Consider the following 24011-nt stretch of genomic DNA (forward strand, 5'->3'; position numbering starts at 1 on the left):
GGTGCCTGCCCCTGCCCTGGAGCGGTCCTGGCTGCGATCATGGGAGCGCCGCGTCAGCCGACGCCGCCCGGAGCCGCCCGCGCCCACCAGGAGTTCCCATGGCCCTCGACGTCGACGCGGTCCGCGCGCGGATCCCCGCCCTGAAGTCCGGCTCGGCGCGTTTCGACGCGCCCGGCGGCACCCAGACACCGCAGCCGGTCATCGACGCCGTCGCCGAGGCCCTGTCCCGTCCGCTGGCCAACCGGGGCCGCACCACCGAGGGCGAGCGCAACGCGGACGGCATCGTCGCGCGGGCGCGCGGCGCGCTGGCCGATCTGCTCGGCGCCGACCCGCGGGGCGTGGTCTTCGGCCGCAGCGCCACCCAGCTGACCTACGACCTGTCCCGCACGCTCGCCCGGACATGGGCGCCGGGCGACGAGGTGGTGGTGACGCGCCTGGACCACGACTCCAACATCCGGCCCTGGATCCAGGCGGCCGAGGCGGCCGGGGCGGCGGTGCGGTGCGCGGACTTCGACGCGGACACCGGCGAACTGGACCCCGGGCGGGTGGCGGCGGTGCTCTCCCCGCGCACCCGGCTCGTCGCGCTCACCGCGGCGTCCAACCTCATCGGCACCCGCCCCGACGTCCCGGCCGTCGCCGCGCTGGCGCACGAGGCCGGGGCGCTGGTGCACGTGGACGCGGTGCACCACGCCGCGCACGCGGCGGTGGACCTCGCCGCGCTGGGCGCGGACACCCTGGTGTGCTCGCCGTACAAGTTCCTCGGGCCGCATCTGGGGGTGCTCGCGGCCCGGCCCGAGTTCCTGGAGGGGCTGCGGCCCGACAAGCTGCTGCCGTCCAGTGACGCCGTGCCCGAGCGCTTCGAACTGGGCACGCTGCCCTATGAGTTGCTGGCCGGGGCCGCTGCCGCCGTGGACTTCCTCGCCGGTCTGGACGGCGCTGCGCGCGGCGGCCGCCGGGCGCGTCTGGCCGCCTCCTTCGCCGCGCTGGAGGCCCACGAGTCCGTGCTGCGGGAGCGGATCGAACGGGGGCTCGCGGACCTCGGCGGGATCACCGTCCACTCGCGCGCGGCGCACCGCACCCCGACGCTGCTGTTCACCGTGGCGGGCCTGCGCCCGGCCGAGGTGTCCGCGCATCTGGCCGGGCACGGCGTGGACGCGCCCGCCGGGTCCTTCTACGCGCTGGAGGCGTCGCGGCACCTCGGCCTGGGCGACGGGGGCGGCGTACGGGTGGGACTCGCGCCGTACAGCAGCGCCGAGGACGTCGACCGGCTGCTGACGGCACTGGCCCGCCTCCCCCGGTGACGGGCGGAGACGGGCCGGTGCGCGGCGGACCCGGCGGGGTCAGGGCGCGGTCGCGGACAGCAGTCCCGAGGTGTCGACGACCTGGCGCACCGCGCGGCCCGAGGCGAGTTCCTCCAGGGCCGTGTTGAGGCCGTCCAGCGGCAGGGTGCCGGTGTGCAGGTGCTCCACCGGCATCAGGCCGCTGCGCCACAGGCCGAGGAAGCGGGGGATGTCGCGGCGCGGCACGGCGTCGCCCATGTAGGAGCCGACGATGCTCTTGCCCTCGCCCGCGAAGGCCAGCGCGGGCACTTCGAGGGACCGGCCGGGCGCCGGGAGGCCGACCGGGACGACCGTTCCGCCGCGGCCCACCGCGTCCAGGCAGGCCGCCATCACCTGCGGGCTGCCGACCGCCTCGACGGCCACCTCCGCTCCCCCGCCGGTCAGGTCGCGCACCGCCTCCAGCGCCTCGTCGGGGGCGAAGGCGTGGGTGGCGCCGAGGCGGAGCGCGAGGTCGCGTTTGGCGGGCACCGGGTCGACGGCGACGATCGGGCTCGCGCCCGCGGCGCGGGCCCCGAGCACGGCCGACAGGCCGACCCCGCCGAGCCCGTACACCACGGCGGAGCGGCCGGGGCCCAGGCGCGCGGTGTTGATGGCGGCCCCGGCGCCGGTGAGGACGGCGCAGCCGAACAGCGAGGCCACGGCGAACGGCACGTCGGCGGGGATCGGGACCACCGACTCCTGCGCGACCACGGCGTGTTCGGCGAACGCGGAGACGCCGAGGTGGTGGTGGACCCGCTCGCCGGAGGCGTCGGTGAGCAGGGACGGGCCGTGCAGCAGGGCGCCGGAGCCGTTGGCGGCGGCGGCCCGGTCGCACAGGGCGGGCCGGCCCTCGGTGCACCGCGCGCAGTAGCCGCAGCTCGGCACGAAGACGAGCGCCACATGGTCGCCGGGGGCGAGCCGGTCGACTCCGGGGCCGGTCTCCTCGACCACGCCGACCGCCTCGTGGCCCAGGGCCATGGGCAGCGGCCGGACCCGGTCGCCGTTGACGACGGACAGGTCCGAGTGGCACAGCGAGGCGGCGGCCGTGCGCACCCTGACCTCGCCCGCGCGCGGGGCGCCGAGGTCCAGTTCCTCGATCTCGACGGGGCGGGTCGCGCCGTAGGGGCGGCGGCGGGAGACCTCGCGCAGGACGGCGGCGCGGGTCTTCACGCGCTCACCTCCGGGCGGGGCGCGCAGCGCAGCACGTCGCGGCTCTCCAGCAGGGGCACCACCTGGGCGAGGACGATGTCCTGGAAGTGCGCCGTGGCGCAGTGGGCGGTGAAGTCCGCCTCGGTGGCGTACTCCTCGTACAGGGCGAGCGCGCGGGGGTCCTCGGTGCCCTGGTGGACGCGGTAGCCGAGGCAGCCGGGTTCGGCGCGGGAGGCCGCCGCCATCCGGTCCAGGAGGCCGAGCACGGTGTCCTGGCGGCCGGGCAGGCAGCGGTAGCGGGCGATGACGGTGAAGCTCACGGTGGGACTACTCCTGGGGTGCGGGTGGGAGGTGGTCGCGGCGCAGATGCCACAGGCGGGGGTCGGAGGTGGCGGCGGCGACCGAGCCGAGGGAGAGGGCGAGGGCCACGTCCTCGGCGGTCTCGACGAAACCGGCGGCGACGGACGGCGACAGGGCGCGCCGGGCCTCCTGGCTCATCCGGCCGGTGATCGGCGCGGGCATGATCTCGACCAGGTCGGGGCCGCCGTGCGCGACGGCGTCCAGGCTGCGGCGCAGGTTGGAGCGGTCGGTGACGAAGACCTTCATCATGGTCAGCAGCCCGAGCGGGCGGCCCTTCTCGATGAGGTTGAGCCGGGTGCTGACCACGCCGTGCGCGCCGAGTTCCTTGAGGAACTCCAGCGCGCCGCGGTCCTGGGCCAGTCCCGGGCTGCTGTCCACGTTGACGAACACGATCCGCTGGGCCCGGCCCAGCGCCCCCACGACCTTGGGCAGTTCGCCGACCGCGAAGGAGGCGAGGATGCACACCCTGACGGGGGCCGTCAGGAAGTCCCGCAGGGGTTTGCCGCCCACGACGGACGCGACGACGGGCACGTCGGCGAAGGCGCGGGCGAGGCGCGGGTCGAGGGCGGCGCTGGGCCGGGCGGCGGGGTTCATGGCGGTGGCCTGACTCCTGGGACGGGGTACGCGCGGGTCAGGAGAGCGGCGGCGTACCGAAGCGGCTGGAAAGTCCCAGCTTGCCAGGGTTGAGGATGCCGGCCGGGTCCAGGGCGGCCTTGACCGCGGCGAAGGTGGCGAAGCCGGCGCCGAGGGAGTCCGCGACGTAGGGGCCGCGCAGCAGTCCGCAGCCGTGGTGGTGGCTGAGGGCGGCGCGGTGGGCGACGAGGACGGCGTTGGCGGCGTCCCACACCGCGCGGTACCAGGTGCGGCGGTCCTCGGGGGCCACCTCGCCGCGCAGCGAGAAGTAGACGCAGGCGCCGTCGGTGTAGGCGTGGGACTGGTGCGCGGAGACGGCGAGGGTGCCGGGCACCGCCTCGACGGCGGCCACCACCTCGTCGTAGATGGCGGGCAGGTCCTTCCAGGAGGCGGCCATCTCCAGGGTGTCGGCGACGAAGCCGGGGCCCGGGGTGAAGCCGTCGGAGGACTTGCCGACCAGCATCCGCTCGTCGAGCCAGCGGGCGAAGACGGCCTCGGAGTCGAGTTCGGGGCCGTGGGCGGAGCAGACGGCGGCGGCCACGTCCATCGAGGCGTCGACCACGGCCGCGTCGCCCTCGTCGGCGATGAGCAGCAGGTTGGTGTCCGGCCGGCCGAAGTGGGTGCCGGACTCCAGCTTGTCGTACAGGCGCAGCACGGCCGGGGTGGCGCCGCGCTGGAGGATGGCGCGGCAGGCGTCCAGGCCCTCGGCGAAGGTGTCGAAGCCGTAGGCGAGGGCGCGGGCGTACTCGGGCAGCGGGTGGACGCGCAGCCGGGCGGCGACGATGACGCCGAGGGTGCCCTCGGAGCCGATGAACAGCTGGCGCAGATCGGGGCCGACGGCGGCGCGGGCGTAGTCGCCGTAGGTGGCGCGGGTGCCGTCGGCGTGGACGACGTCGACGCCGACGACCATGTCCTCGATCTTGCCGTAGCGGGTGGAGAGCTGTCCGGCGCCGCGGCAGGCGATCCAGCCGCCGACCGTGGACAGGGCGAACGCGGACGGCCAGTGGCCGGTGGTGACGCCGTACTCCTCCTGGAGCTGCTTCTCGAAGAGGTCGCCGAACATCCCGGCCTGTACGTCGACGACATGGGAGGTGGCGTCGAAGCCGGTGATCCGGTCGAGGCCGCACAGGTCGAGGACGACGCCGCCGAAGACGGGCAGTGCGGCACCGGTGACGTTGGAGCGGCCGGCGGAGGGGGTGACGGGGATCCCGGCGTCGTGGCAGATGCGCAGGACGGCGGCGACCTGGTCGGCGTCGGCGGCCTCCACGACGACCGCGTCCGGGGTGGCGGGGCGGCCCTCGGTCTCGCCGATCATGGATCCGGCCCACCAGTCGCGGGTGCGGGCGACCACCTCGGCGCGTTCGGTGTGGACGGCTCGGGCGGCGCCGCGCAGCGCCTCGACGACGCTGTCGGGGACCTGGACCGGGTCGTTCTGGAGGGCCGCGGGTCCGTCGCCGACCGGGGTGTTCCGGGCCCACTTGGCGGGGCTGGGCGCGCCGACCGTGTAGGTGCCGCGGTTGAACGGGTGGGTGATGGTCTGACGGCTGATCATGCTGCTGCCCCTTCGAGGAGGATGGACCGTTCGTGACGGACGGAGGAGAGGTAGTCGGCGACGGAGCGCTCGATCTGGGCCTGGCTGAACCCGAGTTCGGCGCCGAGGAGTTCGCCGACGGCCTGGGCGGCACCGGCGGAGGCGTCGCGGGCGAACAGCCGGGCGCGGGTGCGCCGGGACAGGACGTCGTCGACGGAGCGGGCCAACTCGGCGCGGGCGGCGTAGACGACCTCGGCGCGGGTGTAGGGCAGCCCGGGGACGACCGGTTCGGCGAGGGTGGGGTCCTCCTGGACCAGGTCGCCGACGAAGCGGGCCTCGGTGCCGTAGCGTTCGCCCAGGTGGGCGGCGAGTCCGCCGGAGGCGGCCACGGCCTCGGCGTCGTAGCCGGCGCCGCCGAGCAGCGGCAGCCGGGCGGTGCGGCTGCGGGCGCTGCGGCCGAGGACGGTCATCACCTTGTCGATGACGAGTTCGCCCATGTGGCGGCTGGTGGTGAGCTTGCCGCCGGTGACGGTGACCATGCCGGTGCGGCCGATCGTGATGTGGTGGTCGCGCCGCATGTCGAGGGTGGCGCCCTCCTTGCCGCCGACCAGCGGGCGCAGTCCGCCGATGGAGCCGACCACGTCGTCCGGGGTGAGCTTGCCCTCGAAGGCGGTGTTGGCCCCTTCGAGCAGGAACTCCATCTCCTGGCGGGTGCAGTGCACGTCGTCCGGGGAGCCCCGGTAGTCCTCGTCGGTGGTGCCGAGGACGACGGTGTTGCCCCAGCGGGTGCAGGTGGCGCGGCGGGCGCGGCCCGGGATGGGCACGGTGACCGTGCAGTTGATGCGCACCTTGTCCCAGGGGACGACGATGTGGACGCCCTTGGCGGGCCGCACCTGCGGGGCGTGTCCCGCGTCGGCCTGCGCGTCGAGTTCGTCGGTCCACACTCCGGTGGCGTTGACGACGGCGTGCGCGCGTATCTCGAAGGTGTCGCCGTCGGCGGTGACCTTCGCCCCGGCGACCCGGCCGCCGCTCATCAGCAGTCCGTCGGCGCGGACGCCGTTGAGGACGGTGGCGCCGAGCGCGGCCGCGGTGCGGGCGACGGTCAGCACCAGGCGGGCGTCGTCGGTGCGGGCGTCGAAGTACAGCAGGCCGCCCTTGAGGTTCTCGGCGCGCAGGGTGGGGGCCTGGGCGAGCACCTCGGGCACGCTGAGCCGCTGGTGCAGCTTGCCGATGCGCCAGCCGCCGACCAGGTCGTAGGTCCACAGCAGGCCCTCGAAGCCCTTGGCGAGGCGGGCGTCGAAGACGCCTTCCTTCTCCAGGACCGGGAAGAGGAACGGCAGCCGGTGCACCAGGTGCGGGGCGTTCTGGCGGAAGCGGTGGCGTTCGAGGAGGGAGTGGCGGACCAGGTTGACGTTGCCCTGCTCGATGTAGCGCAGACCGCCGTGGACCATCTTCGAGGACTTCGAGGAGGTGCCGGAGGCGAAGTCGTCCTTCTCGATCAGCGCGGTGCGCAGCCCCCGGGAGGCCGCGTCCAGGGCGGCGTAGGCACCGGTGATGCCGCCGCCGACGACGAGGACGTCGTAGGTGTCGTCGGCCAGCCTGCGCCTGGCCGCCGCGCGGTCGAGCAGCAGCGGGGCTCGACGGGTCGCCGCGGCGGAGCGCCGCGGCTTCCGGGCGGGCATGGTGATCACAACATCAACTCCTGGGTGGTTCGGTGCGCGGTCCTCGGGCGGTCCGCGCGTGACGGCACGGGGGTGCCGTCAGTGGGGGGTCGGTTCGGGTGTGTCGAGATGGTGGTCGAGCAGTGCGCGCCAGTCGGCGCGGCGTGCGGCGCGTCCCGCGGTGTCCAGGGCGGGTTCGAAGGTCCGGCCGCGCGGCTGGGCCTCGACGACCTCTTCCAGGGAGGTCCACAGGCCCTGGGCGACGCCCGCGAGGTAGGCGGTGCCGCGCAGGCTGGCGGTGGCGGAGTCGGCGACGCGTTCGACGGCCAGCCCGGTCAGGTCGGCCTGGGTCTGCATCAGCGGGTCGCTGCCGGAGACGCCGCCGCCGACGCGCAGCCGGCTGAGCGGGGCGCCGAGGGTGCCGGCGACGCCGTCGACGAGATCGCACACGGAGTGCGCGATGCCGTCGAGGACGGCGCGGGCCAGGTCGTCGCGGGTGGTGGCCAGGGTCAGTCCGGTGAGGGCCGCGGTGGCGCCCGGCCGCCACAGGGGCGTACGGACCCCGGCGAAGGCGGGCAGGAAGCGGGGACCGGCGTCCGGCCGGGCGGTGGCGCGGACGGCGGCCTCGCCCAGTTCGCGGGGCGAGTCGAACAGGCGCAGGTCCTCGCAGAGCCAGCGCAGTGCGGAGCCGACCGTGGAGGTGTACGCCTCCAGGCTGTAGTGGGTGGTGCCGCCCTGGCGGCGGCCGGGCTGGGCGACGACCCCGGCGATGCCGGGGCGGGGCAGGGCGGGCGCGGTGCCGGTGGCGGCGTCGACGAAGGCGCCGGTGCCGAACATGCCCATGGCCTGTCCGGTGGCCAGGCCGCCCAGGGCGACGAGCGCGGCGTGCTGGTCGCCCATGGAGGCGGCCACCGGCACCCGCACGCCGAGCACCGAGGGGTCGGTCTCGCCGGACACGGCGTCGTCGGCGAGCAGGCCGGGCAGCAGGTCGAGGGGGAAGCCGAGCGCGTCGATCCACTCCTCGTCCCAGGCGTGCGCGGTGAGCAGATAGCCGCCGGTGGAGGCGGCGTTGGTCGGGGTGGTGGCGTGCACGGCGCCGCCGGTGAGGTGCCACATCAGCCAGGTGTCCACGGTGCCGAACCGCAGGCGCCCGGCGCGGTGGGCGGCGGCCACCTCCGGGTGGCGGGCGAGCTGCCGGGCGGCCCACAGGAACGGGGAGCGGGAGCCGACCGGGCGCCCCTGGCGTGCCGTCAGCACGCTGTCCCAGCGGGCTTCGAGACCGGCCAGCTCGGTGGCGTGGCGGCGGTCCTGCCAGACGACGGCGGGCAGCAGCGGCAGTCCGGTGGCGCTGTCCCACAGCATCGCCGTGGCGCGCTGGGTGCTGAGCGCGACGGCGGTGACGGTGATGCCGTCGCGGCGGGCGAGGGCGACCGCTTCGCGCGCCACGTCGAGCGTGGCGGTCCAGATCTCCACCGGGTCCTGTTCGACGCAGAGGTCGTCGGGGTGGCCGACCTCGATCGCCCGGTAGCGGACCTCGTGGGCGGAGCCGTCCTCCAGGACGAGTCCGGCCCGGGTGCCGGTGGTGCCCTCGTCGAGGGCCAGCACGGCGCGGCCCGTGCGGGCGCGGTGCGGTGACGTCTGCATCTGTGCGGCTCTTTCCTCGTGCTGCGTACGGCTGCGTACGGGCCTGCTGCGGCGGGTCCGGCGGTCCGGCCGTCCTGCCGGACCCGCCGGTCAGCCGGTGGCGGCGGTGGCCTCGGGGGTCGCGGCGGCGGGGGCACCCGGGTCCGCGTCCGGGTCGGCGGCGGATCCGGCGGACTTGATCGGGTCCCACTTGATCATCAGACAGGTGACCAGACCGAGCAGCGGCACCGCGGACAGCACGAGGAAGGTGTGTCCGAGGCCCAGGGCGTCCTTGATCTGCGGGAAGACATACAGTCCGACGACGCTGCCGAAGCTGCCGACCATGCCGGTGACGCCGGTGCCCAGGGCCCGTACGTCGCTGCTGTAGGAGAGGGCGGCGATCGACTTGCCGTTGGCGCCGGGGCCCGCCGAGTGGGTCAGGATGAAGAGCACCGGCAGCAGGAACGCCACGGCGGTGGGCACCTTGTTGAAGGTCAGCCCCATCAGTACGAGCGCCACGAAGACCCCGGCGAAACCGGCGGCCGAGCTGAGCCGCAGCCCGAGCCTGCGCCCGCAGTAGGCGGAGGCCAGACCGCCGATGATGCCGAAGGCGTTGAAGACCATCGATCCCACGGTGGCCTTCTCGAAGCTCTCGCCGAAGATCGCCAGGCTGATCAGGGGCAGGTACCAGCCGACGGCGAAGTACTGCATGGACTGGCCGAGGGAGATCACCGAGGAGAGCACGGTGCGCGGCAGATAGGCGCCCTTGAAGAGCACGCCCGCCTGGCGCATCCCGACGTCGCCGTGGCGTTCGGCGGCGCGCGCGGAGGCGGCGGGAGTACCGGCCTCGGCCTTGATGCCGTAGATGCGGTCGAGGCTGCGCACGGCGTCCGCGAGGCGTCCCTTGCCGGCGAGCCAGGCGGGGCTCTCGGAGAGCATGACGGCCTGGGCGGCGAGCAGCGCGAGGGCGACCGCGCCGGCCGAGCCGACCGACCAGCGCCAGATGTCGGAGCCGACGTCGAGGTGGAAGAAGACCAGGGCGAGCGCGAGGTTGCTGGTGCTGGCGCCTGCCACAGGTTGAGCCGGCCGCTGAGCTTCTTCGGGGTGTACTCGGCGAGCAGGGCCATGGCGACGGCGAAGTCGATGCCGTAGGCGACGCCGACCAGGACCCGGCCGAGCCAGACGGTGGTGAAGCCGCCGGCGAACGCGGCCAGCAGGGCTCCGGCCAGCGCGAACACCTTCGCCAGCAGCAGCGGGGGGACCCGGCCGATACGGGTGGCGAGCCAGCCGCCGAGCGGGTTGAAGACGATCGCCAGCGCGGGCGCGGTGGCGGTGAGCACCGAGACCTGGGTGCTGCTCAGCTCCATCTGCGCGGTCATCGGTCCGAGGCCCGCGCTCAACGCCGCGTTGGAGTAGGCGTCGAGGAACAGTCCGCCGAAGACCAGGTACCAGATGACCCTCGCCCGCCCGGAAATTCTTCCCAGCCCGTCGATGAGGGCCACGACGTCGGCGACGCCGTTGACGCCTGGACGCTGTGCCATGAGTCCGCCTTAGGGGAAGACCTGCCGGCGGCACGCGGGCACGAAAAAACAGGCACGACGACGCCACCGACAGGTGGTCTTTGTCTGTGCCTGCCCAAGCTCCGCGGAAAGTCCGGCGGAAGCTGGGATGACGTTAAGGACAAGTAACCGGCGCCGTCAAGAGTCCGCGGCGGGCGGGATCGGGCATCGCCCGTGGCCCGAATTTGCACGGCGTGCATTTTTGCATACCATGCATGCCGTGGGGGAGGTCATGGTGGAGAAGGCGGCAGCGGAGAGCGCGCGGGCCCGGGGCGGGCTGCGGGAGCGCAAGAAGCGGGCGACGCGCGCCGCGCTCGCCGAGGCCGCGCTGCGGCTGGCCGCCGAGCAGGGCGTGGACCAGGTCACCGTGGAGGCCATCAGCGCCGCCGCCGGTGTCTCGGTGCGCACGTTCTTCAACTACTTCGAGTCACGGGACGACGCCTTCCTGCTCCTGGACGCGGACGCCGGTGCCCGTGCCCGGCAGGCGGTGCTCGACGCGGACGCCGCGCTCTCCCCGCTGGAGGCCGTGCGCGACGCGGTGGCGGCCGAGCTGGTCGGGGTCGAGCAGAGCCACGAACTGTGGACGCTGCACGCCGACGTCCTGCACGCCGCGCCGCATCTGCTGGTGCGCGCCCTGGGCGCCCACATGGCCGACGAGACCCGGCTGGCCGAGACCATCGCCGAACGCCTGGCCCCCGCCGCCGGGACCGGCGCCGGACCCGCCGCGGACTCCCCCGGCCCGGCCGCCGGAGAGCGGGCGGACGCGGCCCGGCCGCTCGACCTGTACCCGCGGCTGGTGGCGGCGATCGCGAGCACCGCCGTGCGGGTCAGTGTGGAGCACTGGCGCTCCCGCCGGCCGGAGGCCGCCTTCGCCGACGTCTTCCGCGAGGTCTTCGAACTGCTCGCCGCCGGGCTGCCCACACCGCCCCGCCCGTAGCGCCCGCGCCTTCCCCCTCCGTACCGCATCACCCGTTCGACCATGCCGAAAGAGCTGACGTGACCACACCCCAGGCGTCCGAGCAGGCGCCTCCCACCGCCATGACCAACCGGCAGATACTCCAGGCCATGTCGGGCCTGATGGCCGGGATGTTCGTGGCGATCCTCGCGGGCACCGTGGTGTCCAACGCACTGCCCACGATCATCGCCGACCTCGGCGCCAGCCAGTCCGCCTACACCTGGGTCGTCACCGCGGAACTCCTGTCCATGACCGCGACGGTGCCGCTGTGGGGCAAGCTGTCGGACCTGTACAACAAGAAGCTGCTGCTCCAGCTCTCGCTCGGCATGTTCGTCGTCGGGTCGCTGCTGGCGGGCTTCTCGCACGGCGTGGGCCTGCTGATCTTCAGCCGGGTGGTGCAGGGCATCGGCGCCGGCGGCCTGACCGCGCTGGCCCAGGTCGTCATGGCCTCCGTCATCCCGCCGCGCAGGCTCGGCAAGTACGCCGGCATGTTCGGCGCCGTGTTCGCCGTGGGCACGGTGGCCGGACCGCTGGTCGGCGGTGTCCTCGTCGACACCTCGTGGCTGGGCTGGCGCTGGTGCTTCTTCATCGGGGTGCCGTTCGCGCTGCTCGCCATCGTGCTGCTCCAGCGCACGCTGACCCTGCCCACGGTCCGCCGCGAGGTGCGCATCGACTTCCTCGGCGCCTTCCTCATCGTCGGCGGCGTCTGCGCGCTGCTCATCTGGGTGTCCCTGGCGGGCAACCGGTTCGACTGGGCGTCCTGGCAGACGGCCGCGCTCACCGGCGGCGGCGTGCTGCTGCTGGTCGCCGCGGTCTTCGTGGAGGCGCGCACGGCCGAGCCCGTCATCCCGCTCGGTATCTTCCGCAACCGGACGGTGACGCTCACGACGGTCGCGAGCCTCTTCGTCGGTGTCGCCATGTTCGGCGGCACGGTCTTCCTCTCGCAGTACTTCCAGGTGTCGCTGGGCAAGTCGCCCACGGTCGCCGGTCTGATGAGCCTGCCCCTGATCCTCGGCCTGCTGGTGTCGTCCACCGTGGCGGGCCAGGTGATCAGCAGGACGGGCCGCTGGAAGCGGTACCTGGTGGCGGGCGGCGTCACGATGACCGTGGGTCTCGCCCTGCTGTCCACCATCGACGCCGACACGCCCTTCGCGCTGCTCAGCCTCTACATGGCGGTCCTCGGCATCGGCGTCGGCCTGCTGATGCAGAACCTGGTGCTGGCGGCGCAGAACGACGTCCCCGCCACCGAACTCGGCGCGGCCACCTCCGTGCTGTCCTTCTTCCGCAGCATGGGCGGCACGCTCGGCACCAGCGTCCTCGGCGCGATCCTCGCGCACCGCGTCACCACCGAGCTGGCCAAGGGCCTGAAGGCGGCCGGTGTCACGGCCCCCGGCGGCCAGGGCGAGGGCGGCGGGGGCGGTGTCCCGGACATGAAGTCCCTGCCCGCTCCGATGCGTTCCCTCGTCGAGCACGCCTACGGGGTGGCCACCGCCGACCTGTTCCTCGTCGCCGCGCCCTGCGCGCTGCTGGCGCTGGTCACCGTGGTGTTCATCAAGGAGAAGCCGCTGAAGACCACCAGCGGCATGGAGCGCCTGGCCGAGGAGTCCGCCGCCGAGCCGGGCGAGGCCGCGCGGGCCCCGGTCGCCTGACCTCGCGAGCGCCCAGGCGGAAGGGGGCGGTGCCGTGCGCACCGCCCCCTTCCGCGTACGGTCCCGCCGCGCGCGGGTTCCCGCCCCGTGTCCGGTCCGGCCCCGCGCACGGTCCTCAGCAGGGGACGCGGAACCCGTGCTCCGCGCCGTCCGCGCGGGCGAGCTGCGCCGCCTCGGCGCGCGAAGCGGCCGCGGTGCCGTCGGCGCGCCGTGCGGCGCGGGGCGGGGCGACCTGTCCCACCCGGGCAGCGGCGGCGGACGCGTTCTTGACGGTCACCCGGTCCAGGGCGGCCGGGGCGAGCACCTCGCGGCTGCGGACGTACGCCACGAAGCTCTCGAAGTCCCGTACGTGGCGCACCGGTTCGGTGAAACCGGCGAAGGCGGTGAACCCGTCGGCGCCCAGCAGGGTGTAGGCGGTCGCCGCCAGCCGGTAGCGACGGGCGAGGTCCAGCGGGCGCCCGTCGACGAGGACATCGGCCGGGTCGACGCGGTCACCGGCCGGGGCGGCCGCGTCGAAGGCGCAGCGCACATTGTCCGACACGGCCAGCGGCGCGAAGCGCAGGGTGCCGTCGGGCGCCTCGGTCCACTGCTGCTCCAGCGCGTCGTGGAGCTGGGCTCCGGTGACGGTGACGGTGAGGACCGGGTCGCCGTAGCCGAGGCTCTGCCAGGCCTGGCCGAGGGTGACGGTCCCGCCGGACGCGGTGTCCCGCACGAGGTCCCTGGCCAGGATGCTCTGCCCGGTCTGCGGCGCGGCCACGATCAGGGCGAGTTCGGCCGGGGTGTTCGGGTGGGCGTTGCCGTCGTTCATCGGGCCGAGCGGCTGCCGCCCGGCCCACAGCGCCCAGTCGGCGGCCAGATCGCCCAGGGTGCTCTCGCCGCTGCCGTCCCGTGCCCGGGTGAAGGAGGCGGTCTGCCGGCCGATGGGCGTACGGGCGCGCCGCGCGGCGTAGCCCTCCCAGTAGTCGGCGATCTGCTGCACCTCGCGGTCCGGGGCGATGTCACGGGTGTTGGGGTGGTTGACCGAGGTGGTCAGGGCGCGGACGACCTTGCCGGTGCGCGGGTCGAGGCGCAGGCTGATCTCGTTGATCAGCTGGCCGTGGCAGCCCGCCTCGACGAAGGGCCGGGGGACGCCGTCCGGGTCCGGGACCATCATGGTGAAGCGGCAGTGCCAGTGGCCGGTGACGATGACGTCGATGTCCGGGGAGACCCTGAGCGCCAGGTCGTAGGCGTGGCCCGAGGGGTTGCTCCCGGTGGTGAAGTCGCTCCCGGCGACCGCGCCGTCGTGCATGCTCAGCACGATCGCGTTGACGCCGCGCGCCTTCAGCTCGGCGGCGCGGCGGTCGACGGTGGCGATCTCGTCCAGCGAGGACAGCGCGGGCTGGTAGGAGGTGGGTCCGGTGTCGGTGCCCACGGCCGTCAGATGGATGAACCCGATGGGCAGTCTGCGTCCCCGTCCGGCGTCCACCCATTCGATGTTGTACGGCGGCAGCACGGTGCGGCCGGTGCGCGTCCAGACCATGTTGGCGCTGTAGTAGCGGAAGTCGGCGCCGCGGAAGCGTCGGCCGGTGGAGTCGGGGAAGGCGTCGTCCACGCCGATCCTGGGGAAGGGCACGCCGTCCTGCATGTGCGCGTTCAGGAAGGCCGGTGACTTGTCGAACTCGTGGTTCCCGGCGGTCGCGAAGTCCAGTCCGAGCCGGTTCAGCGCCTCGATGGTGGGCTCGTCGGCGAGGCTCTCGGCGTCGAACTCCCAGCCGGAGAAGAGGTCTCCGGGCGCGAAGAAGAGCGAGTTGCGGCGGCCGTCGCGCAACCGCTCCAGATGCGCGGCCAGATAGCCGACCCCGCCCACGGTGTACTGCTTCCCGGCGGCGCCGGTGACGACGGCGGTGCTGCCCGGCGCCGCCTGCAAGTAGCCGTGCAGATCGGTGATGTTGAGGAGTTGTACGTCCACCAGGTCGTGCGCGGTGCCCGCGTCCCGGGCGTCGTCGGTGGCGTAGGCGGGTGTGCCGACCGCGGCGGCGGCGACGGCGCCGCCCGCCGCGGTCAGGAAGGTGCGTCGTCCTGGCTCTCGTGCCATCTGGCCCTCCGGGTCATGGGAGCGACCACGGGAGTCAACCGGCCCTCCGGGGCCCCGCGGCCACCGTCGGGCGGACCGCAGATGAACAGTGGACGGACGGGACGGGTGAACCGCGGTCGGACGAAGCGTGCTGGTGCTACTTCCTTACCCACCGGCGCAGTTGGACGCTCCAGACGACGGCGGCGGCCAGGGCGACGGCCACGACCGCGACGGACATGCCGGCCCGGACGCCGAGACGCACGGTGAGCGCGCTCGCCACCAGCGCGCCCAGCGGCACGCCCAGGCCGGAGGAGAGCATGCGCCGGGTGGTGTTGACGCGGCCCTGGAGTGCGTCCGGGGTCACTTCCTGCGAGTACGTCATGGTGTTGACGAGGACGACGAGGTAGGCCGAGCCCCACGCGGCCAGCGCGAGCGCGGCGAGCCGCCAGTCCGGGGCGCGGACGACGGCGAGGCCGAGCAGCGCCCCCGCCGGGAGCACCCCGAGCAGCAGCGGGAAGGCCGCGAAGCGGCGGCGCAGCCGGGGCAGCAGCAGGGATCCGCCGATGCCTCCGGCGCTCCACGCCATGTACAGCAGGCCGATCCGCCCGTCGGACCCGTGGATGCCCAGTCCCCGGTCGGCGAAGACGACGAGCTGGCCGACGATCGCCCCGCCGGAGAAGGACTGGAGGGTGCCGACCACGGTCATGACGCGCAGGGTGGGATGCCGGCGCAGGAAGCGCAGCCCCTCCCGGACGGACTCGGCGAACGCCGGGCGCGGCGGCGGTGGCACGGCGGTGCCGTGCGCCGCCGCGGTGCTGCCGGTGCTGTCGGTGCTTTCGGTGCCGCGAGGGCCGTAGGTGCCGCGGGAGACGGACCGGACGAGCAGCGCGGACACGGCGTACGACACGGCGTCCAGCGCGAGTGTCCCGGCCGGCCGGAACACCAGGATCAGGCCGCCCGCCAGCGCGTTCCCGGCGATCCGTACGACGGTCTCCGTGCCCTGGAGGGAGCTGTTGGCGGCCGCCAGTCTCTCCCTGCCGACGATGTCCGGGACGACTCCGTAGACACCGGCGTCGAAGAAGAGGCCGAGCCCGGCCGACGCGAACGCGACGACGAGCAGGTGGCCGCCGGTCAGCACGCCGAGGGCCGAGGCGAGGGGCACGGAGGCGAGACAGGCCGCGTTGAGCCAGTCGCTGACGATCATCAGGCGGCGCCGGTCCGTCCGGTCCGCCACGGCGCCCGCGATCAGTCCGAAGACCACGTAGGGCAGGGTCCCGCAGGCCGCGACCAGGGACACCATCAGCGGCGAGTGCGTCTGCCGGTAGGCCAGCACGGGGAGCGCCACGGCGGTGACGGCGGAGCCGAGCCCGGAGGCGGCACGCGACATCCAGAAGTGGCGGAAGCCGGGGACACGGCGCAGGGGCACGCTCTCTTTCAGGGCAACGCCTTTGCTGGACAAGCCAGTTGGCGGTTCCGGCGGGCGCTGGGGCGAGGACGTCACAGGGGCTCCCGAAGGGGGTGGGTGGGCCGCGGCCGGGCCGCGGCGGACAGGTGGTCGCCCGGTGGCGCCGTGGCGGCGTCACCGGGGAGGGGAAAACAGCGAAACCCCACTGGCGGGAGCCAGCGGGGTGTGTCGTGCGGGTGTGCCGTACAGATGTGCTGTGCGGGTGGTCGGCCGGGGCCGCCGGTCCGCTGCGGGGAGGCCGGTCGCCGTCGCGTACGCCCGCGGGTCCGTGGACGCGCTCGGAAGGGCGCCGGATCATCGGTTTCGGGGCGGTGAGATGCGCGGCCGCTCGGTCGCACCGAGCCCGGGACGTCGAAGTGCCCCGGGGAATCGGACGAAGAATAGCAGGTGCGGGGCGACGGGGGGGGAGGACGGCCCACGACGGGTTCGGCCTCGCGGCGGGCCTCCCCCGCCGTGTCCAGGGCTTCCGCGTACCGCCGCAGGGCGCTCAGCAGCCGGGCCCGGTGGAGGCGCGGCAGCCAGGCTCGCGTCGCCGGATCGCCGGTGACGTCGGCCGGTTCGGCGCGCAGCGCGGACTCGTCCGGCACCAGCGGGGCCCGGCCGCGCAGGTGGAACGGCGCGGCCTCCGGCGGGCCGTCCCAGGTCCCGCCGCGTCGGGGACCGTCCCGGCCTTCGCGGCACGGCGGCGCGGGCGGACCCGCCTCGCGCGCCAGGTCCGGAGCGGTGCGGAAGTCGCCGGGACCGGGTGTTCCCGGCCGCCGGGGATCCGGCTGTCTAGACCGGGTCGGGGATGTGGTGCCAGCCGGTGCGGGTGCCGTCCCACGCGTACAGGTTGGCCCACGCGAGCCCGTCGCCGCCGGTGGCGGCGACGCCGAACTCGAAGTTCCCGCGGTTCACCTTGTCGGGCCTGAGGCCGCTCCACCACTGGCCGCCCATGTCCGACCAGTAGCTCCAGTTGGAGGAGGACGTCTTGGTGCGCACGTAGGCGGCGCGGTCGGTGCCGACCACGAACTCGTACTGGACACCGGCCTGCGAGGTGTAGGTGCCGATGCCGTACTCGCAGGTGATGGGGACGCCGCCGTACTTGCAGGTGCTGAGCGCCTGGGCCGGAGTGGCCGCCAGGGCCGTTCCGGCGACGATCGCGGCCGTCAGCACGGCCGCCTTGATCTTCTTCATCCTGCTTCTTTCTCTGTCTGTGTGGGTGGTGTGCCCAAAGCTGAGAGGGAGCGGGATCGCACACCCCGTTCCCTCCCGGTCTCACCAGAGTCAGTCCACCACCGGGCACGCGGCCGTCACCAGGCAGTTTCCCCTGCGGAAGTAGCATGTCGCGTACTTCTGCCGGACCGAAGGCCGGCCGCACTCTGCAGGGGAGAACCGCACGATGAGCACCGCCGACACCGCCCGCGGAGAGTTCGCGGCGCTGCTGCGCGACCTGCGCCGACGTGCCGGGCTCGGCCAGGAGGAACTGGCGCACCGGGCGGGGGTGAGCGTGCGGGCGCTGGCCGACATGGAGCGGGGCCGCAGCCGGGGCCCGCAGCGGCGGACGGTGGCCGCGCTCGTGGCGGTGCTCACGCCGGACGGGGCGCAGGCCGAGGCGCTGGAGCGGGCGGCGGCCTCGGGGCGGCCCCGTCCGAAGCGCGCTCCGGTGGCCCAGGCCGGGCTGCGTCTGCCGCGTGACGTAAGGGACTTCACCGCCCGCACGGCCGATCTGGCCCGGCTGCGGACGGTGGCCGAGGAGGAGGCCGCGCCGGTGGTGCTGGTCACGGGCCAGCCGGGACTCGGCAAGACGGCCTTCGCCGTACGGGCCGCGCACGGCCTCGCGGACCGCTACCCGGACGGACAGCTCACCGTCGACCTGCGCGGTACGCACGCGGAGCCGGCCTCGCCGCGCGAGGTCCTGGGACGGCTGCTGCACGCCTGCGGGGTCGCCGTGGCCGCCCTGCCGCAGGACACCGACGGCCGGGCCGATCTGTTCCGGACCGTGGTCGGGGAGCGGCGGATGCTGCTGCTTCTGGACGACGCCGCCGACGAGGAACAAGTCCGGCCGCTGCTCCCCGCGCACGGGCCCTCGCTGACTCTGGTGACCGGCCGCAGCACACTTGCCGGCCTGGAGGGCGTGCACCGGATCACCCTGGGGATGCTGCGCCGTGAGGAGGCAGTGGCCCTGCTGGCCCGGGTGATCGGCCCGGAGCGGGTGGCGGCGGAGGCACAGGCGGCGCGCGACCTGGCCGATCTGTGCGGGCGGCTGCCGCTGGCGGTGCGGATCGCCGCCCAGCGGCTGGCGGCCCAGCCGCAGGAGCGGCTCGCCAAACTCGCGTCCCTCCTCGCCGACGAGAGCCGCCGGCTGGACGCCCTGCGGGCCGGGGACCTCCAGGTGCGGGCGGCCTTCGCCCTCTCATACGCCCGCCTGGACCCGGCGGCGCGGCGGATGCTGCGGCGCGCCACGCTGGCCGCGGGGCCCGACTTCTCCCCGAGGACGGTCGCGCTGCTTTCGGGCACGACGCTGCGGCAGGCCGAGCTGTGCACACGGGAACTGGCCGACCACGGGCTGCTGCAACCCGCCCCGACCGCCGAGCGCTATCGCTTCCACGACCTCCTGCGGCTGTTCGCCGCCGAGCAACTGGACGAGGACGACCCCGCTGAACTCGCCCGTGCCCAGGAGACCTCGGCCCGCTGGACGCTGGCCCGGGCCCAGGCCGCCGCCTACCACTTCGACCCCGAGCGTTCACCGTTCGGCGATCCGGACCCGGCCACCGCGCCACGCGGACCCGAGCAGGCCCGGGACTGGCTGGAGGAGGAGCGGGCCCAGTGGCTGGACTCCCTGCACCGGGCCTTCGAGGACGGTCACCACCGGGAGGTCCTGGACGCGGCGGAGGCCATGCACTGGTTCTCGGACCGCGTCCAGCACTGGGAGCAGTGGCCGGAGGTGTTCCGCCGCTCGGTGGCGGCGGCCCGGGTTCTGGACAGCCGACGCGAGGAGGCCACCCACCTCAACTACCTGACCTGGTCGTACAACCTCTGCCTCCACGATCCCGCCCGCGGACTGGCCACGGCCCGTGAGGCGCTGGCCGTCGCGCGCGAGGTGGGCGACCCCCTCCAGACCGGTTGGGCCTACGGCTACGGGGCAGGATCGCTACACCGCCTCGGGCGGGCCAAGGAATCGGTGGCGTGGCTGGAGGAATCCGCGGCCTGCCACCGGCGGAACCCCGCGCCACAGGCCCGACTCGCGGAACTGACGACACTCAACGCCCTGGGCGGATACCTGCGTTCCATGGGGCGGCCGCAGGAGGCCCTGACCCTCCACCGGCGGAGCAAGGAACTGTGCCTCGCCGGAATCCCCGGCCAGTCGGCGGACCTCCTGAACCTGTACCGGGCCAGTACCCTCCACCACCTCGGCCAGGACCTCGGCGCGCTGGACCGCTGGGAGGAGGCCACGCCCCTCCTGCGCCGCGCCCTCGACGGCCTCGAATCGGCCGGCATGGCCGCGTGGAGCGAACCGGCCCGCCTCGACCTGGCCATCGCGCTGCGCCGACTCGGCCAGACGGCAGAAGCCTCTACGGTGCTGGCGGAGGCCCGCCGGGGACTGGCCGAACAGAACCACCCCCGACTGGCGGAGGCCGACCGGGAACTGGCCGCGAACACCACCCCCGGCCCCTGATCCCACGGACGTCGTGGACGGCCCCGGGCAGCATGGGGACCCCGCGCAAGCGGCCGGCCAGAACGGATCAGCGACGACCCGTACGTGTGCCACGTGTTTCTCGTACCTGCCCGAGCCCGTCCGGACCCGACGGGCAGGCAGGCATCCGAAGCCCCTGGTGGGCGCGGAGATCCGCCGGACAGTGCCTAGGCCGCCGGGACGTGCAGGCCCGGTGGTCCGGGGACGCAGTGGGCGGTGTAGAGGCGGACGGCGTCGTGCAGCCGGTAGCGGGTCCCTCCCCCGTCGTCGCCGGTGCCGCTGACGTGGGTGACCTGGCGGTAGAGCAGTTCGTCCAGGAGGTCCACCGCGTGCTCCCTGGACGGGGTGACGCGGGCCATCACCTCCGCGGTGCCGAAGTCTCCGCGCAGGTCGACGAGTCGGTGCAGCGGGGCGGCGATGTGCGCGGGCAGTGCCCGGTGGTAGGCGGCGACGCTGTCCTGGAGCGACAGGTCGCCGACGCGCAGGAAGCGGATCCGCTGCTCCTCGTCGGCCAGGCGGTGGGCGAGGTCGCGCAGCGAGCGGTGGGGACGGGTGGAGAGCCACAGACCGGCGATGTGCAGGGCCAGCGGCAGCCGGGCGCAGAACTCGACGACAGCGGTGGCGGCCGGGCGTTCGGCCCGGGTGCGGGCGGCGCCCACGAGGTCCTCCAGCATCTGGTGGGCATCGGCGCGGCCGAGTTCCCTCACATGGTGCGCGAACTGCCCCGGCAGCGCGGACAGTTCGCGGCGGGCGGCCACCAGGACAGCGCTGCGCACGTCGTCCACGAGCAGGGGGCGTACCTGTGCCTCGGTGTCGGCGTTGTCGAGGACGACGAGCACCCGGCGCCTGCTGAGCATGTCCCGCAGCCGTGCGCCCGCCTCCTCGGGGCCGTCCGGGGCGGGGGTGCCGCCGAGCGACCGCAGCACGCGGCGGACGAGCCGGTCGGGGGTGAGCGGGGCGGAGGCCGGCGGGTGCAGGTCGACGAAGATCTGCCCGTCCGGGAACCGGTCGCGCAGGCCGTGGGCGGCGCGCAGGATCAGGGAGGTCTTCCCGGCTCCGGGCGGTCCGACCACGACCGCGAGCCGCTGGTGGTCGGGGCGTTCACGGGCCGAGAGATGGGCGCGCAGGGAGTCGACGAGCGGCTGCCGGCCGGCCAGCCGGGGGCGGGGGGCCGCGGGGAGTTCGGCGGACAGGGCCGCGGGCCGTGGTGCGGGGCGCGGCTCGGGACGGGGGGTGCGCAGCAGGTGTCCGACCTCGCCGGGTGGCAGACCGAGGGCCTGGGCGAGCAGGCGCAGGGACTGCTTGCGGGGGCGTGCGGTGTGGCCGGTCTCCAGATTGCGGATGGCCCGGACGCTCAGCCCGGACCGGCGGGCCAGGTCCTCCTGGGTGAGGCAGGCCGCCTCCCGTGCGTCGACCAGGGTCGCCGCGAGCGCGTCCAGGGTGATGGTGTCGGTCACGTCATGTCCATCTCGTCGTGCTTGTCATGACATCTCTGGATCGGTGTGTCGTGGGGTGCGGAAGTCGGTGAGCCGGGAGGGGGGGAGGGCGCGCGGGCAAGGGCGTGGGGGGGGCGCGGCGGTGGTTCGGCGGCGGGCGGTTCGTCAGGGCGCCGTGCGGGCGCGGTGGCGGGGGCGAGACCGGGCATGGCTGGACCGCACCCGCGGGGTGCCGCCGTCGCGCGCGGGGCGGGGCGCGGGCGGTGCCGTGAGGGCGGGCGCGGCGACCGGTCCGGGCGCGGCCGGGCGGGTGCCGTGGTGCTCGGCGGGCGGGGTGTGCGGCGATACGGGGGCGGGGGGCCGCCGGTGCGGGCCGGGGCGGCGGCGCGCCGACCGGTGCGGCACCGTCCCGGACGGCGCGGGGGCCGCGCGCGTGACGCGGGTTCCGGGGGTGCCGGGAGCGGCTCCGGGGGTGCCGGGAGCCTCGTACGTGCCGGGGATCCCGGGGGTGCGGGCGGGCCGTGGCCGGCGGCCGCCCGCGCGGTCGCCCGGCGTCTGCCGGGCGGCGGTGCGCGAGGGGGCGGGCCGGAGGGCGAGCCATGGTTCGGCGGGCCTGCGTAAGCGGGGCACCAGCGCCTCCGTCGTTCAGAACGTGCTGCTCTTGCGGTTGCGTTCGGGCACCCGAGCGGCACGGCCGTGGCAGGCCGCGCACCGGGCGCCGATGACATCGTTGGCCGCGGCCCGCCTTCCCGGCCGCCTCAACGGCCTCCCGTTATAGCCCCCAACCCGCCATTGGTCCAGTCCAGTTGAGTGAACCACGGGTCGGCTGTGCCCCTTCGGGCACAGCGGTGCACGACCGGCCGCGACAACGGATTCCCGGTGGTCGGACCTCCTTGACGCCGGGTAAAAGTCTAGGCCAAGCTCGCCGGTGAAGGTCTACACCAATCGGTGCCGGGCCCCGTGCACCGATCCGACGGTGCTGCGCAACGGGCCCCGCCGACAGGCGTACACCGGCGCACGACCTGTAGGAGGGGGCCCTGCCGCACGTCCGCGAGGAGACCGTGCCGGCGCCGTCCCCGGCGACGACCGGGACGATGCCGACGACCGGGCGGCCGCCCGTTCGGGGGCGCCGTTCCGGCCGGTCGCCCCACCCCGCAAGGCAAGGCTGTGAGCGCGGTCCGAGCGACGGCGCCGCGAAAGGATGACGCCCCCGATGACCATGAGTGCCACCGGCAACGAGTCCCTGTCCCGCGACGCCCTCGCGGTGCTTCAGCCGGGTTTCGCCGGCACCACGGCGCCCGACTGGGTGCACCGCAGGATCGACGAGGGCCTGGCCGCCGTCGCCCTGTTCGGACGCAATGTCGCCACCGTCGGCCAAGTGGCCGAGCTGACCGCGCGGTTGCGCGCGCAGAAGGACGATCTCCTGGTCGCGATCGACGAGGAGAGCGGTGACGTCACCCGGCTGGACGTGCGGACGGGTTCCGCCTTCCCGGGCAACCACGCGCTCGGCGCGGTCGACGACACGGACCTCACCCGGCGCGTCGCACGCGAGCTGGGCCGCCGCCTCGCGGAGTGCGGCGTCAACCTCAACTGGGCGCCGTCCGCCGACGTCAACGCCGACCCGGGCAACCCCGTCATCGGCGTACGGGCCTTCGGCGCCGACACCGACCTGGTGGCCCGGCACACCGCCGCCTATGTGCGCGGCATGCAGTCCAGCGGCGTCGCCGCCTGCACCAAGCACTTCCCCGGCCACGGCGACACCAACGTCGACTCGCACCACGCGATACCGCGCATCGACGTCGACGCCGAGACGCTGTACAAGCGCGAACTGGTGCCGTTCCGCGCCGCCATCGAGGCCGGTACCCGGGCCGTCATGAGCGCGCACATCCTGGTGCCCGCCCTCGACCCGGAGCGCCCCGGCACCCTCTCGCACCGGATCCTCGTCGAGCTGCTGCGCGGTGAACTCGGCTACGACGGGCTGATCGTGACCGACGGCATCGAGATGCAGGCCATCTCGCGCGCCTACGGCCTGGAGCGTGGTGTCGTACTGGCCATCGAGGCGGGCGCGGACGCGATCTGCGTCGGCGGCGGACTGCACGACGAGGCCACCGTGCTGAACATGCGCGACGCGCTGGTCGCCGCCGTGCGCGGGGGCGAACTGTCCGAGGAGCGGCTGGCGGACGCCGCGCGGCGGGTGCGCGAGCTGGCCCACTGGACGGCGCGGGTCCGCGCCGAGACCGATGTCGCGGCCGACGAGGAGGTGGGGCTCGTCGCCGCCCGCCGCGCGCTGGCCGTCACCGGCGAGGCGGCCCGCGTGGACGCGCCGGTCTACGTCGCCACGTTCAACCCGGCCCCGAACATCGCCGTCGGACACGAGACGCCCTGGGGGGTCGACACCGAGTTGGAGCGGCTGCTGCCGGGCACCACGACCGGCACCTTCACCGACGCGGAGGCCGGCCCGGACGCCGGGGCCGCGGCCCTGAAGGCGGCGGGCGAGCACCGGATCGTGGCCGTGGTGCGCGACGAGCACCGGCACCCGTGGATGCGGTCGGCCCTGGACACGCTGCTGGCCGCCCGCCCGGACACGATCGTGGTGGAGATGGGCGTCCCGCAGTCCCCCGCGCGCGGCGCCGTGCACATCGCCACACACGGCGCGGCCCGCGTCTGCGGGGTGGCCGCAGCCGAGCGCATCGTCGCGGGCTGACCGGCACCGGCCGGTCCACCGCCGCCCGGCACACCCGGCGGCGGAACACCTCACCAGGGCGGCGCGGTCCCTCCGCGCCGCCCTTCGGCGTACCGGCAGTTCCGCAGGGGCGCGGCCGACGACCGGCACTTCACAGGCACTTGGGGGCAGCTTCGGCAGACCCGCGTTGACACCACAAATGGTCTAGTCCACCTTGGGAGGGCCTCGGTTCGACCAGCGCGCCCAACGACCCCCGCGC

The 24011-nt window shown here is 74.6% G+C and carries 15 protein-coding genes and 1 pseudogene; 5 read left to right on the forward strand and 11 right to left on the reverse strand.

Features of this window, described 5'->3' with window-relative positions; translation table 11 throughout:
* The first annotated feature begins 98 nt into the window (after nt 1-98).
* The gene (locus tag ACWDYF_RS26325; protein WP_389471463.1) at nt 99-1301 is read left to right on the forward strand and encodes a cysteine desulfurase-like protein; all 1203 of its coding nucleotides are present in this window, start codon (nt 99-101) and stop codon (nt 1299-1301) included.
* Nucleotides 1302-1340: 39 nt separating this feature from the next.
* Here ACWDYF_RS26325 and ACWDYF_RS26330 read toward each other — a convergent pair whose 3' ends face one another.
* The 7 genes and pseudogenes from ACWDYF_RS26330 to ACWDYF_RS26360 all read right to left on the reverse strand — a co-directional run bounded on the left by ACWDYF_RS26330 (nt 1341) and on the right by ACWDYF_RS26360 (nt 9817).
* Nucleotides 1341-2489 (reverse strand): zinc-binding dehydrogenase, encoded by a 1149-nt coding sequence (locus tag ACWDYF_RS26330; protein WP_389471466.1) that lies wholly within the window; start codon nt 2487-2489, stop codon nt 1341-1343.
* Complete coding sequence (locus tag ACWDYF_RS26335) at nt 2486-2788, reverse strand: putative quinol monooxygenase (RefSeq protein WP_381744764.1); 303 nt, start codon at nt 2786-2788, stop codon at nt 2486-2488. The genes ACWDYF_RS26330 and ACWDYF_RS26335 overlap by 4 nt, the downstream gene beginning before the upstream one ends.
* Before the next feature lie 7 nt (nt 2789-2795).
* Nucleotides 2796-3422 carry a glycerol-3-phosphate responsive antiterminator gene (locus tag ACWDYF_RS26340; RefSeq protein WP_018566561.1) on the reverse strand — a complete coding sequence of 209 codons (627 nt, stop codon included), beginning with the start codon at nt 3420-3422 and terminating at the stop codon, nt 2796-2798.
* Nucleotides 3423-3459: 37 nt separating this feature from the next.
* Nucleotides 3460-5013 (reverse strand): FAD-binding oxidoreductase, encoded by a 1554-nt coding sequence (locus tag ACWDYF_RS26345; RefSeq protein ID WP_389471470.1) that lies wholly within the window; start codon nt 5011-5013, stop codon nt 3460-3462.
* The gene (locus ACWDYF_RS26350; RefSeq protein WP_389471472.1) at nt 5010-6683 is read right to left on the reverse strand and encodes a glycerol-3-phosphate dehydrogenase/oxidase; all 1674 of its coding nucleotides are present in this window, start codon (nt 6681-6683) and stop codon (nt 5010-5012) included. The genes ACWDYF_RS26345 and ACWDYF_RS26350 overlap by 4 nt, the downstream gene beginning before the upstream one ends.
* Nucleotides 6684-6752: 69 nt before the next feature.
* The gene (locus ACWDYF_RS26355; RefSeq protein WP_381744760.1) at nt 6753-8297 is read right to left on the reverse strand and encodes an FGGY family carbohydrate kinase; all 1545 of its coding nucleotides are present in this window, start codon (nt 8295-8297) and stop codon (nt 6753-6755) included.
* Between the two features lie 90 nt (nt 8298-8387).
* A pseudogene (locus ACWDYF_RS26360) lies at nt 8388-9817 on the reverse strand (MFS transporter).
* A 229-nt stretch (nt 9818-10046) separates the two neighbouring features.
* On the opposite strand from ACWDYF_RS26360, the gene ACWDYF_RS26365 reads away from it, so the two are divergent.
* Together ACWDYF_RS26365 and ACWDYF_RS26370 are read left to right on the forward strand one after the other, a co-directional pair.
* On the forward strand, nt 10047-10772 hold the full coding sequence (locus ACWDYF_RS26365; RefSeq protein ID WP_381744758.1) for a TetR/AcrR family transcriptional regulator: 726 nt from the start codon (nt 10047-10049) through the stop codon (nt 10770-10772).
* 101 nt (nt 10773-10873) lie between these two features.
* A complete protein-coding gene (locus ACWDYF_RS26370) occupies nt 10874-12439 on the forward strand; it encodes an MFS transporter (RefSeq protein ID WP_389471542.1) in 1566 nt (521 codons plus the stop codon).
* Nucleotides 12440-12554: 115 nt separating this feature from the next.
* Here the strand turns inward: ACWDYF_RS26370 and ACWDYF_RS26375 are convergent, their stop codons facing one another.
* From ACWDYF_RS26375 to ACWDYF_RS26385, 3 genes are all read right to left on the reverse strand, one after another.
* The gene (locus tag ACWDYF_RS26375) at nt 12555-14513 is read right to left on the reverse strand and encodes a bifunctional metallophosphatase/5'-nucleotidase (protein ID WP_389471476.1); all 1959 of its coding nucleotides are present in this window, start codon (nt 14511-14513) and stop codon (nt 12555-12557) included.
* A 136-nt stretch (nt 14514-14649) separates the two neighbouring features.
* Nucleotides 14650-15918: an MFS transporter gene (locus ACWDYF_RS26380; RefSeq protein WP_389471479.1), complete on the reverse strand. Its 1269-nt coding sequence runs from the start codon at nt 15916-15918 to the stop codon at nt 14650-14652.
* Between the two features lie 813 nt (nt 15919-16731).
* On the reverse strand, nt 16732-17133 hold the full coding sequence (locus ACWDYF_RS26385) for a hypothetical protein (protein WP_389471481.1): 402 nt from the start codon (nt 17131-17133) through the stop codon (nt 16732-16734).
* A gap of 205 nt (nt 17134-17338) precedes the next feature.
* Here ACWDYF_RS26385 and ACWDYF_RS26390 point away from each other — a divergent pair, with 205 nt between their 5' ends.
* Complete coding sequence (locus ACWDYF_RS26390) at nt 17339-19615, forward strand: ATP-binding protein (protein ID WP_389471484.1); 2277 nt, start codon at nt 17339-17341, stop codon at nt 19613-19615.
* Nucleotides 19616-19800: 185 nt separating this feature from the next.
* Here ACWDYF_RS26390 and ACWDYF_RS26395 read toward each other — a convergent pair whose 3' ends face one another.
* Complete coding sequence (locus ACWDYF_RS26395) at nt 19801-21090, reverse strand: AAA family ATPase (RefSeq protein WP_389471486.1); 1290 nt, start codon at nt 21088-21090, stop codon at nt 19801-19803.
* Between the two features lie 1192 nt (nt 21091-22282).
* Between ACWDYF_RS26395 and ACWDYF_RS26400 the strand changes: the two genes are divergently transcribed.
* Nucleotides 22283-23773, forward strand: coding sequence for a glycoside hydrolase family 3 protein (locus tag ACWDYF_RS26400; RefSeq protein WP_389471488.1), 1491 nt, complete (start codon nt 22283-22285; stop codon nt 23771-23773).
* The last annotated feature ends 238 nt before the right edge of the window (nt 23774-24011 follow it).

It is taken from the genome of Streptomyces sp. NPDC003284 (assembly GCF_053589675.1).